Source organism: Chitinophaga tropicalis (assembly GCF_009758205.1).
In the GTDB taxonomy this organism is placed as follows: domain Bacteria; phylum Bacteroidota; class Bacteroidia; order Chitinophagales; family Chitinophagaceae; genus Chitinophaga; species Chitinophaga tropicalis.
This window is the reverse complement of the sequence record NZ_WRXN01000004.1, coordinates 98,668-111,315: the sequence shown is the minus strand read 5'-3', so window position 1 is coordinate 111,315 and position 12,648 is coordinate 98,668. Positions and strand designations below refer to the sequence as shown.

Annotated in this window: 9 protein-coding genes; 6 read left to right on the top strand and 3 right to left on the bottom strand. The window is 45.7% G+C overall.

Going from position 1 to position 12,648, the window contains the following annotated elements; all coding sequences use genetic code 11:
• Positions 1 to 238: 238 nt before the first annotated feature.
• The 3 genes from GO493_RS10980 (at position 239) to GO493_RS10970 (ending at position 4,447) form a co-directional block, all read left to right on the top strand.
• On the top strand, positions 239 to 2,749 hold the full coding sequence (locus GO493_RS10980) for a glycoside hydrolase family 95 protein (protein ID WP_232538815.1): 2,511 nt from the start codon (positions 239 to 241) through the stop codon (positions 2,747 to 2,749).
• A gap of 103 nt (positions 2,750 to 2,852) precedes the next feature.
• Positions 2,853 to 3,341 carry a glycoside hydrolase family 97 C-terminal domain-containing protein gene (locus GO493_RS10975; protein WP_262885961.1) on the top strand — a complete coding sequence of 163 codons (489 nt, stop codon included), beginning with the start codon at positions 2,853 to 2,855 and terminating at the stop codon, positions 3,339 to 3,341.
• A gap of 353 nt (positions 3,342 to 3,694) precedes the next feature.
• Positions 3,695 to 4,447: a hypothetical protein gene (locus tag GO493_RS10970; RefSeq protein ID WP_157306208.1), complete on the top strand. Its 753-nt coding sequence runs from the start codon at positions 3,695 to 3,697 to the stop codon at positions 4,445 to 4,447.
• A 264-nt stretch (positions 4,448 to 4,711) separates the two neighbouring features.
• Here the strand turns inward: GO493_RS10970 and GO493_RS10965 are convergent, their stop codons facing one another.
• Positions 4,712 to 5,596, bottom strand: a complete 885-nt coding sequence (locus tag GO493_RS10965; RefSeq protein WP_157306207.1) for a helix-turn-helix domain-containing protein — start codon at positions 5,594 to 5,596, stop codon at positions 4,712 to 4,714.
• Positions 5,597 to 5,768: 172 nt separating this feature from the next.
• Between GO493_RS10965 and GO493_RS10960 the strand changes: the two genes are divergently transcribed.
• On the top strand, positions 5,769 to 6,779 hold the full coding sequence (locus GO493_RS10960; RefSeq protein ID WP_157306206.1) for an aldo/keto reductase: 1,011 nt from the start codon (positions 5,769 to 5,771) through the stop codon (positions 6,777 to 6,779).
• A 46-nt stretch (positions 6,780 to 6,825) separates the two neighbouring features.
• Entirely contained in the window at positions 6,826 to 7,185 is a 360-nt protein-coding gene (locus tag GO493_RS10955; RefSeq protein ID WP_157306205.1) for an L-rhamnose mutarotase, read from the top strand.
• Between the two features lie 62 nt (positions 7,186 to 7,247).
• Here the strand turns inward: GO493_RS10955 and GO493_RS10950 are convergent, their stop codons facing one another.
• On the bottom strand, positions 7,248 to 9,824 hold the full coding sequence (locus GO493_RS10950; protein WP_157306204.1) for a glycoside hydrolase family 98 domain-containing protein: 2,577 nt from the start codon (positions 9,822 to 9,824) through the stop codon (positions 7,248 to 7,250).
• A gap of 278 nt (positions 9,825 to 10,102) precedes the next feature.
• Between GO493_RS10950 and GO493_RS10945 the strand changes: the two genes are divergently transcribed.
• Positions 10,103 to 10,951: an alpha/beta hydrolase gene (locus tag GO493_RS10945; RefSeq protein WP_232538814.1), complete on the top strand. Its 849-nt coding sequence runs from the start codon at positions 10,103 to 10,105 to the stop codon at positions 10,949 to 10,951.
• On the opposite strand, the gene GO493_RS10940 is transcribed toward GO493_RS10945, so the two are convergent.
• Positions 10,952 to 12,502, bottom strand: coding sequence for a glycoside hydrolase family 43 protein (locus GO493_RS10940; protein WP_157306203.1), 1,551 nt, complete (start codon positions 12,500 to 12,502; stop codon positions 10,952 to 10,954). It lies immediately after the preceding gene.
• Positions 12,503 to 12,648 lie beyond the last annotated feature (146 nt).

The following is a 12,648-nucleotide window of genomic DNA, read 5'->3' as shown; positions in this document are numbered from 1 at the left end:
TGGTAATGTAAGCCGGGTTACACTTAATATCAACCGTAGTTGGAAGTTTAAACTGGGTGACGTTAAAGGTGCGCATGAAGTAGGTTTCAATGATACACAATGGGAAACCGTTGGTATTCCGCATTCATTTAGTATTCCTTTTTTTATGTCGCCTGAAAGTAGAGGTAATGGGTAAGGTATTGGAATAGTATGCCGTTTGAGGCAGCATTGGAAAATTATTATTTATAAAAAGAATAGAATGATGTTATTTGAAAATTATGGTAGGCTGAAAGCCCGGCTGATCCTGGTTGCGGGGTTATTAAGTAGCAAAGCATTTGCGCAGCAGCCGGCCCTTAAACTCTGGTATGATAAACCTGCTGCTCAGTGGGTGGAGGCCCTGCCGGTAGGAAATGGAAAAATCGGTGCAATGGTATTTGGCGGAGTGGAAGAAGAATTACTGCAATTGAATGAAAGTACACTATACAGTGGTGGTCCTGTGAATAAGGTTCTCAACCCGGGCGTTGCCGGCTATCTTCCTGCTATCCGAAAGGCTTTGCTGGAAGAAGGCAACTATAATAAGGCAGATTCGCTCACCCGGAAAATACAAGGACCCTATACGCAGTCCTATATGCCGCTGGCAGACCTGATCATCAGACAATCTTACAGCAACGGTAAGGCTTCACACTACCACCGGGAACTTGATATCTCTAAAGCGGTAGCCATTACCCGCTTCAATGTGGGCGATATAACCTATAGCCGTGAAGTATTTACTTCCGCCCCGAATAATGTACTAGTGGTCAGGCTTACAGCAGGCAAAGCAGGCACGCTGAATTTCAGGGCCGGCGCCAGAAGCCAGTTACGCTTTTCTGTTACCACTGGAAGAACCGGTGAACTGTTGTTAAATGGCAAAGCGCCTGCGCATGTAGATCCCAGTTATTACAATCCTGGAGACAGGCAGCATGTGATCTATGAAGACACGACGGGCTGTAATGGTATGCGGTTTCAGGTACGCATGAAGATAGTAAACCAGGGAGGTAAGGTAGTGACTGACAGCACCGGAATTACGGTGACCGGGGCTAACGAGGCGCTGATTTTACTGACAGCAGCTACCAGTTTCAATGGTTTCGATAAATGTCCCGATAGTGAGGGCCGGGACGAGAAGGCATTGGCGAAAACATATCTGGATAACGCTATGAAGGCCGGCTACACTCAATTACTCAGCCAGCATATTGCCGACTATCAACGCTATTTCAACAGGGTGACATTCCATATTGCAGATAGTCTCGGAAATCAAAACCCCCAGGAAAAATTACCTGCTGACAGCCGGTTGAAAGCATATTCTAAGGGAGCTTATGACCCGTTCCTGGAAACACTCTATTTCCAGTTTGGCCGTTATCTGCTGATTTCTTCCAGCCGTCCTGGCGGGCCGCCTGCAAATCTACAAGGTATTTGGAACAAAGAACTCAGGGCTCCCTGGAGTTCCAACTATACGATCAATATCAATACACAGATGAATTACTGGCCGGCAGAAACCACCAATCTTTCCGAAATGCACCTGCCTTTGCTCAACTTTTTGAAAGGACTGTCAATAACAGGTACGCGTGTAGCAACGGAATTTTTTAATGCAAGGGGCTGGACAGCTAATCATAACTCCGATATATGGGCACTTGCTAACCCGGTGGGCGACTATGGAGGAGGTGATCCTGTATGGGCCAACTGGCCTATGGGCGGCGCCTGGCTTAGTCAGCATTTGTGGGAGCATTATGCCTTTACCGGAAATAAAAAATTCCTGGCCGATACTGCATATCCGTTGATGAAATCAGCTGCACGTTTCATGTTTGACTGGTTAGTGGAAGACGGGCATGGCCACCTGGTAACCGCACCTTCCGTATCGCCCGAGAATAAGTTTAGAGATAGTAGTGGCAAGGCTCAGGCTGTCTCCGTGGCTACCACCATGGATATGGCTATCATATGGGACTTATTCACCAATGTGGCAGATGCTGCACAGGTACTTGGTTCAGATAAGGCATTTCGTGATTCGGTGTTGGCTAAAAAGAAGCAATTGTTTCCTATGCAGGTAGGCAGTAAGGGGCAGTTGCTGGAGTGGAGCAAAGAATTTGATGAAACAGATCCCCGGCACCGTCATGTGTCGCATTTGTTCGGCTTGCATCCTGGCAGACAGATCACTGTCAGCAATGCACCTGCATTTTTTGATGCAGCCAGGAAAACACTTGAAATACGGGGTGATGGAGGAACCGGCTGGAGCCGCGGTTGGAAGATCAACTGGTGGGCTCGTTTACAGGATGGAGATCATGCTTATCACCTGATCCGTCAGCTATTACAGTATACCAATACAAGCGAGACGGAAATGCATAACGGTGGTGGTACCTATCCTAATTTTTTTGATGCGCATCCTCCCTTCCAGATCGACGGCAATTTTGCCGGCACTGCCGGTATGGCCGAAATGTTGGTGCAGAGCCATGAAGGATTTGTAAATCTCCTGCCTGCGTTGCCTGCCGCATGGAAAAGCGGTGATGTAACCGGCCTGTGTGCCAGGGGAGGGTTTGTGCTGGATATGCATTGGAGAGATGGCCGGTTGACTACTGGCAGGATGAGATCGTTAAGTGGGAATGTCTGTACACTTAGATCTGCCCAGCCCTTGCAGGTGCAGGGTACAAAGGGACAACTCTTGAAAAACGGAGGTATTTATACGCTCACGTTTGCCACAAGAAAGGGAGGTCAGTATTTAATAAAAGCCGCAGATCATTAAATAGTCTGTATATAACATCGATGTTACAGGAGTGTCCGGCCGGAAAGGTATAATAGTATCAACCGGCTGGAGATATCCTGTCCTTGTGCATACAAGATAACAACTGCAAAGAGGAACTTTTCTTATAATTAACGACTTTAAAGTAATTCAAGCTATTCATAATACTGTACTGCCTTTTACACGCTTCCTGGCGGGTCCGGCGGATTTCACCTTCTGTTATCCCAACCCGCAAGTTAGTTTCAGTAAGAATATCAAGGTGAGCAAGGCTCAGCAACTGGCATTGACAGTGATATACTTTAGTCCGCTTCAGGCTATCTTCTGGTATGGCCAGCCGCTTGATTACACCAATAAGGATGAGATCGAATTTTTTAAGTATGTACCTATGGTATGGGACGAATCTCATTATACAGCCGGTGAGATAAGGCAAAACATTGCAGTAGCGCGCAGAAAGGATAATACATGGTATGTGGGGCTTGCAGCTGGCCTGGAAGATTGGCAGCATACCTTGACCTCAATAAAGGCAAAACTTATATTGCTACAGTATATGAAGACAATGAGCAGGGAGGTATTCATCAGAGGACATTGGCCGTGAAGAAAGGAGATAGGCTTCCGTTTGTACTCAATGCTGGCGGAGGGAAGACTATTATTATCCGCCCTTACTGAATTTCACCATTCTCCCGCCTTCTTTTATAGTCTTCAATAAACTGTTCCAATGTCATTTTGTGCGGAGGAAAATGCTCATCAAGCATCTTAATGGATAGAACTCTTTCAAGCCGAAGTATTGTGAAATGCAAAAATGAAAATTATTAATATAATTCTTGCCTGCTTGATGCTAATACAAGCGTTCCGGCGCATTCTTCTTCCTGCTTTTAGATAGTTTTTAACCCTACTGCAAAATACCCTCAGCAAATAATCTTATTTTTAAGTATTACTAATATATAGCAAATGGCTACCCAAAATTCCCCGATCCGCTTTACCGGCAAACTTGGTAACCTGATCGGTTACAGACGTCACGGAAAATACTACTTGCGCAGCATGCCCGAAGTTGTCCGGCAAACCAGGGCTACCCGCCGGGCTGCCCTGCGCTTCGGTACAGCCAGTAAAAAAGGTGCGCTTATTCGCAACGCTTTCTATAACGAACTGGATGTACGCTCCGATAGTACCCACGTCAACCGGTTGACGAAAGCGCTCATTCCCTCAGCAGGAAATAATACGAAGAGCATAACAGGCTTCCGGTTTAATCAACACGCAGGAACAGACAGGTTCTTTGCCCGGCCGGTCCGGCTTTCTGCAGACGGTATCCTGCACATCCCCGCGCAAACCTTGCCTGCGTTCAGAGACATCAACATGCTGGAAGTGAAAGTGATCGCAACCCGTATCAATTTTACCACACACCAGGTAATTGATACACAAAGCGATGTGCTTATCATAGATACCAGGGAACCCTTCAACGGAGCATCATTCCCTGTAGATGTACCCGGTAAAGGAACATTGATAGTAACCCTGCAGATAAGAGGTATGAAAGATAACATCCTTTCCGGCAACAGGAAATACCTGGCGGCAGATATCGTTGAAGTACAACCGCCTCAAACCCTGAAGGTCTTTCATAAGCCCACATACCTGCAACATCACATACCTGGCGGGACATCTGTCACTACCAACGCTCATTGCCTTCCACTCATCATTCAACGGGAATAGTCATCTTGCCTGATAGCTGTATATTAGTAAATAATCCCACCCTCTGAATTACATAACTGACAATCTTTCCACTACAGGCATACACTGTGATGGCTTTTTCATTGCCATAACATACCTTCTCCTTCTTTCTCCATACATTTTCCTGCTACTGCATGGCTCAAAGTTATCATCGCATCAACTCCACGTTTACTGGTATGTTACTGTATGGATAGTAGTAGTATGCCTATAGGTAGCATCCAGCGATGCTTATGTAAAACAGATGCACTACAACATATTATTCGAATGATCTTGTTCCCGATACCTGGCAGGAGTGAGGCTTGTTATTTTTTTGAAAACCCTGGAAAAATGAGCCACATTGTCAAACCCTGTTGCTGCTGCAATCTGGGAAAGTGACATATCTGTGGTGATCATCAGGTACTGTGCCCTTTCAATTCTTTTTCTGTGTATATAAGATAATGGCCTTTCTCCTGTCAGCTTCAGGAAAAGCCTGGAAAGATGGTCCGGATGAAGGTTGACCATTCCTGCCAGCATTTTAACTGTTACTGTATTGGAGAGATTTAGCTGGATAAATCCCAGCAGGTCAACTATCCTGGAAGGTATTGCTGTAGTATCTTTCTGCCGTAACTGGTCAGTACTTATAAATTTGGAAATAAGCTGTAAAAGGATACCCTGGGTCTCCATGAATAATTCATAACTCTGCTTGTTGTTAAGCTCTTCATATTCGCGGTAATAAATACCCTTCTCATATACCTGTGGATTGTCCGACCGGTTAATTTTCCTGAAAGGGTTAATTTCCAGCAGCCTTTTAAAATTGGCGATGTCCATCTCGGTCGCTTTGATTTTATATACTGTCTGGCTGTTGTGAAAAAGAGAGAGCCCATCAAGCGCATCCTCGAAAAAATGAACAAAGTACTGGCCTATAAAACCAGTGCATTTAAGATTGCACAAAGTAAAGCTTGGTACCAGGTACAGATACCCGGGCTCAAGCACCCACGTTGCAGTTTGATCGGATATAGAGCCTTCGCCCTTATCTATGTAATACATCCTGTAATAAGGACTCAGCACATTTTTATAGTTCCATTTGTCCCCCAGTTCCACATAATCTACATTTAACAGGATAAAGGAATGTTTCACCATTCTTCTTGACATAACGGAATGTCGGATTTGTATAAGACACGGTCGAATTTATATATTTTTTTCTGCTCTCAGTCTTTTAGTTTTGTTTCTACGATTGTAAGAATTCCTGTTATCTTATTTTGTACGCTCAGAAAGACCAAACTGATACACAACTTTAGAACGGATCAATAAAACGAACGGATCTATGATAAAACTGCCAAAGGTAATTGCCGGTACCAGCAGCCTGGGTAATCTTTACGAAGCATTGCCCTTTGAACAAAAAAAGCAAATCGTCAATGCATACATTACAACTGCAGGTAACCATGCCGTATTTGACAGCGCAGGCAAGTATGGCGCAGGTCTTGCGCTGGAGTCCCTGGCAGAATGCCTGCATGAACTGGGCGTCGGTCCGCAGCAGGTAACGATCAGCAACAAACTGGGCTGGTTCCGGACAGAACTCACTGGCGCAGAGCCGACATTTGAGCCCGGTATCTGGAAAGACCTGAAATATGACGCCATACAGCGGATCAGTTACAATGGCATTATGGAATGCTTTGAGCAGGGCAATAAATTACTGGGAGATTATGCAGCGCAAATGGTTTCCGTCCATGATCCTGACGAATACCTTGCCGCATCTGCAGATGAACAGGATGGTCAGCAGCGCTACTCGGATATCCTGCAGGCTTATAGGGCGCTGCATGACCTGAAGCGGCAGGGACATGTTCAATCGGTCGGGGTGGGGGCAAAAGACTGGAGGGTTATAGAACGTATCAGCAAAGATGTTTCACTTGACTGGGTGATGTTTGCCAACAGCCTTACTATTTACCAGCATCCCGGTAAACTGTTGTCGTTTGTAAACGATCTCGCAGCAAATGGTGTTGCAGTGATCAATTCTGCCGTCTTTCATGGAGGCTTCCTGACCGGAAGTAATTTCTTCAATTACCGGCCCGTATCGAGAAACAACCAGGCGGACAGCGCACTTTTTGACTGGCGTGACAAATTTTATTCCTTATGCAGCGCGTTCAATATTAAACCAGCAGCAGCTTGTGTTTATTTCGCAAAACATATTCCAGGTATAACCAGTATAGCACTCAACAGCACCTCGCCACAACGTACAAAAAGCAACGTCGAAATGGTGCACGAAGAGATACCGCCGGCCTTCTGGAGGGAAATGAAAGAAATAGCGCTTCTTAAACCCGATTATCCTTATTTATAAATAGATGCTCCGCATCTTCCTGTTTTATAACCTAAAGGCAGTGTTTATGCAGAAATTATGTTTTGCAGCAGATCTCAAAGATGACAATGAATTAATAGAAGAATATGAGCGATGGCATCGTAGTGAAAATAGCTGGCCGCAGGTGAATGAAAGCATCATAGGGGCAGGTATAACGCGAATGGAAATTTTCCGGACAGGTAACCGGTTGTTCATGATCGTGGAAGCTGATGATGACTTCGATCCGGGAAAAAAAGAGCAGATGGATGCAGCCAATCCCGTGGTGCAGCAATGGGAGGCTCTCATGTGGAAATTCCAGCAACCATTGCCCTGGGCATCACAAGGTGAGAAATGGGTAAAGATGGAAAGGATTTTTGATTTGAATCAGGAGAATGCAATCGTTAAATAGGGACCCGCCTTGGCGGGTCCTATTTAACGTATTTGAAGAACTTAACCGCTTCATTAAGAAATTTATTGTCTGATAAACCTCAATGTTACCTGTTCCCCCATTTTGTTGACTACACGTATAAAGTAAACGCCGGCGGGTAAGGCCGTCAGGCTTATATTCTCTGTATTACCGGAAACACGTTTACTGATAACAGGGTGACTCATTGCATCATATATGGTAAGCTGATCGCCCTGTTTCCAGGAATTACCCAGCTTTACTGTAATTTTATCCTGCGCGGGATTTGGAGACAGAACTACAGTTTTACTGTCGGAAAGGATCGCTTTTTTGTTTGCATGCAGAGTGGTGGTATCAATAACAGCGCTTAGGCTGGAATCGGCAGGGGCACTGTTAACAGGGAGTAGTACTATATTGTCAAAATAGACGGAATTAGAAGCCGTAGCGCCTGCCCGGAACTCAATGACATTATAACCCGCATTCAGTGTAATATTTTGAGAGTTTACAGCCCATGCACTGTTACTGTCTGTTCTGTTAAAGACAGGTGTAACCACATTGCTGCCATTTACATACAGTCTGATTGTATTTACGTTTCCACCGGTTACTGAATACCTGGTCTGTAACTGGTAAGTGCCTGCATTCTGAACATAGACCGTATCCCGGATACTGGCTGCCGCATTGGTGCCGAATCGCAGGTATCCCTGGCCTGTATAATTCCGGACACTGCCGCTCACACCGTTAGGTGTATTGCCATTGATACTTTTATAATCAAAACATTCCGCTTCATGTTGCAATGGTCCCTGGTAAACTACCGGAGGAGCGGGGGATGTTAATACAGCCGGAGTATAGCTGGTCAGCCTGCCCGTTGCATTGCCGGAACAGTTAATAGCAATGTCCAGCGCTCCGTTGTGCTGTACGGTTAAAGTAAACACGCCGTCTGACCAGTTGGCTGATAAAGAACTGGCCTGGTGACTGCCTCTGTCCGTATAAGACCAGGTGGGCTGCGCTGACGCGCCATAGATCCTGATTATATCCGTTTTCAAACCTGTGTTGAGGCGGTTATCATAGTTGTTCAGGTAAACATTCAACCGGTTCTGGTACTCTTTTATAATTCCGGCAGAATATTGTGAATAGGTTAATTCCATGAAACTACAGGTATTATACTTAAAGGGGATCGAGGCGCTTGCCGTCCGGTTCGTCTTAAACGGATTGTAGGTCACCCAGCCATTCTCATGTCGCCCCGCATACATTGTCCCGGTATATTCAGAAGGAAATAAACTGTTGAATTCATTTACTTTGGACGTGACGCCTGGCCAGCGGCTGGCATAGGATGATTTATTTACCTTCAGCTGGAAAGAGTTAGCATCCATATCATCCAGTTGATAAACAATTGGAATTGACGGATAGCGGCCGGTTTTTTTGAAGAAGCTCTTATTGAGCTCATAGTTGCCGTCGCCATCCATTCGGTAGAGCCCTTCAAATAAGGTCTGAGGAGTACTGTACCTGTCCTGGTTAGTACCACTGTTAACATCACTGACAATGACAACTTTGGTCCGGTCAATCACCTCTCTCCTGGTAGGGATACGAACAGTCCCATCCAATATTTTACGGAAGAGATCTATGCTGACGTTGTGAAACTGCGGATAAAATTCCCAGCGTCTTGTAGTAAATCCGTCAGCTGTTGTCGCTGTACTGATTTCCCTTGAGGAATTTACGGGGATCGTTTCCGGGCCGTCAATCACCGTTTCCCCGGTCAGCATAACATGCTCCAGGTGAGGGGCAAGACCTGTGGCTAAGGTAAAGTTGGCATTCACTCCGGTAGAATCTGTCCATCCTGTTTCATCATAGCGGATACCGTATTGCCCTGCATAGCCGGAAAGATACGCTCCCAGGCAGGTACTTTCCATGTCATGCTGATATGTTTGCTGTGTATACTTTTCACACAGAATATAGTTTTCGGTATAATTCCTGCAGGCGGAAGCAAAGTCAGGATTTCTTTTCAGCATTCCTATCGGGTTAATATTGGGGTTCCACTGGTTTGGACACCAGCTGACTACCAGGTATCCGCCATAACGGTTACTCAGTTGCAGCAGTTTGGCAAAAAGAGCGATCCGGCTGGCCCACGGAGGTGAAATAGGGTCCCAGCTGCTGGAAGATGGATTTTGCAGACTGCCGTCATATCCCCAGAATTGTTCTGCGTAGTTGAACCCGATGAAGTTAGGATAGTCCCGGTAAAACTCTTCATATACCGTCAGATCGGTTTCTGAAAAATGCTGAAATCCACCGCTGGACTGCTGTATCATAGCCCATACACGATTTTCAGCGCATACTCTCAGCCAGGATTTGGCAACTTCATAACCATATTCTGCCTGGAGCCACTTGCTGGTAAGACGGTCATGATTAATGGAAATGGAAATATTAAACACCACATAAGGCCGGATATCCGCCGGTACCATATTTATGATCTTTTGAGGATCTGCCTGGTTCCATGAATCGATGTGAATGAGCCACATAGGTTGCTGAGGGGAAATAGGCCTGCGTAAAGGCGTCCCGGACTGGGCAACAGCAGCAAGCCCGGAGACTAACGATAAAGCAACAATCATTGTGGCAAAAAGAAGTTGTGCTTTTAATCGGAGAGGTTTCATAGTGATGGGTTTCAGTTAATTTGAGTTAATAATGAATATTATCAGGGAGCAAATTTTCACCATTAAAAGCGGGAAGAATGTCATATTCCTTTAAAAGACTTGTACAAATGTCAAAGCAGGGATAACTTTATTATTGTCAAACTCACAGAATGCTTATATTAAACATAAGCAATCAGACAAAAGTATCCGGGATTTTGACAAATGGATCCTATCTCACGGCACCTCCTGGATACCTTTAACCCTGTAATAATTACATTGATCATTATTTATTTACCACTATGAACAGACTTATCTTACTGGTTACCCTCATCGGGTTTAGTTTCCCTGCTATTTCCCAGTCAACATCCAAAGAAGCGCCTCCCGGTTTTGATACAGAACGTAGCGATATCACGCATGGCAACATAGATACTATCAGTTATACTTCCCGGACCGTAGGTACTACCCGGAAGGCGCTCATTTATACTCCGCCCGGATACACAACAGGGAATAAATACCCGGTGTTATACCTCTTGCATGGCATTGGTGGAGATGAGAAAGAATGGTACACCCATGGAAAACCACAGGTGATCCTGGATAACCTTTATGCGGAAGGTAAACTGGTCCCAATGATCGTAGTATTACCCAATGGCCGTGCTATGAAGGACGACCGCGCCACAGGGAATATCATGGCGCCGGATAAAGTAGAAGCATTTGCCACCTTTGAACAGGACCTGCTGAATGATCTTATTCCCTTCATTGAGAAAGAATTCCCGGTATTGGCAGATAGGGAACATCGCGCCATTGCAGGCCTGTCAATGGGAGGCGGTCAGTCGCTGAACTTCGGGCTTGGCAATCTCAATCAGTTTGCATGGATAGGAGGCTTCTCAAGTGCTCCCAATACAAAGAAACCAGAGTTGCTGGTGCCGGATCCGGAAGCTGCAAAACGTCAGCTAAAGCTGTTATGGATCTCCTGCGGCGATAAGGATAATCTCATTACATTCAGCAAACGTACACACGATTATCTCAACGAAAAAAGCGTTCCCCATATTTATCATATAGAGCCCGGAGTCCATGATTTTAAAGTATGGAAGAATGATCTTTACCTGTTCTCCCAGTTGCTTTTCAAGGTAGGGGATACCGGGAAGTGATCACCGGGGTTCCTTACCTATATGGAAATAGTCAAAATCTACATAGCCGCCTGTTAATTGCGTTGCATAATTAAATAATCCAAAACGGTAGCCCATAAAATGGGGAATGGTATAAGCCATTTTCAGCGCTTTGCCTATATTTTTCCAGCTTTTCCCATCTTCGCTGTAATAGAAGCTGGCGCTGTCTGCCATGTATTCGAAATTGCAATCGGCCCGGAGATATACAATGTCTTTTGTCAGCGGCAATCGTTGCAGCTCAACAGGTATGCCCGTTTCTCCGCTGACCATCACCAGGTACTTTGTTCCCGCTTCCATTTTTACACCTACCCAGCCAAATCTTTTTTGGAGCAGAAGCAGGCCGGCACAATCGCCATTTTTCATCCCCGATACATCTATAGCTGTTGCAGCGGATGACTTCGGCCCAAAAGTGCGTTGAGTAAGTGTATTGCGTGCCAATAATATAGAAGTATCTACCCGCGCGGTGGTAAGGCGTAAGTAGCCACGGCGCTTGTTCAGGGACCAGTAGCGGTTGTCCGGGTTGTGATTCCATTGCCAGGCCAGCGGAAGAACTGTTCCCTTAAACTCGTCAGAGCTTACAATGCCCGGGTCCAAACCTTTACTTACAGGCAGGTTCATTTGTTCAGGTACCTTGCCATCCACTCCCAATACCGGCCAGCCAGCTTCCCAGCTAACAGGTACCCAATAAGGGATACGGCCAACCGCACCATAGTCGCGGAATAGATAGGCGTACCAGTTGCCTTCCGGGGTGCTGATAAGCCCGCCTTGTGCCACACCTAGATCCTGTAGCGCTACCCGTCCTTCCCAGGGGCCTGTTATTTTATCTGCACGGTGTATTATTACAGTACGCATACCTCCTTTAGGCCAGCAGATATTAAACAGGTAGTATTTGCCGTTAACCTTGAACAACTGCGAGCCTTCCGCCGGTAAACCTATATTGGGGCCGGCGGGTGCGCTGGCATTTTCTATCAGCACCTGCGGAGTGCTGCCAGGCTTAATACCTGAAAGATCATTTGCCAGCTCAGCTATCATGAGCTTCCCATTACCATAAAGCATATAAGTTTTACCATCTTCGTCAAAGAAGAGCGAATGATCATGCAGGGAAGGTTTAAAACTGATCTTTTTCCACGGTCCTTTTTCAATATCTTTTGTAGAATAGATATATGTCTTGCCGGTAGTACCGGAGAAGGTGCTTACATAATATATACCGTTATGGTGACGCAGGCTGCTGGCCCAGGACCCTCGTCCATAGCTACTCTTTCCCCGTGCCAGGTTCAGTTCATCAACATCGTCAAGAGTGTTATAAGCATAGGATACGGTCTCCCAGTTGACAAGGTCTTTGGATTTCATGATCGGGACACCGGGGCTCATATGCATAGTAGTGCTGCTCATATAGTAGGTATTGCCTGCACGGATCATTGACATATCAGGTACATCCGCAAAAATGATAGGGTTCCGGGCAAGCTGCGCCTGGCTGTGAATGGCTGTCAGCAGGGTAAATGCTGAAATGATCGCTTTACTGAAATATCTCATTATTATGATGCGTATTTTGGATAAATGTATGGTGATCCCAAATGTAGAAGGACCGTATAGCCAACACTGCTCGATTTGTAAAAATGAATAGCACAAATGTTGAACACGCTAAAAAAAGCTTCTGCGCACAGCCAAAAGGTCCTCTC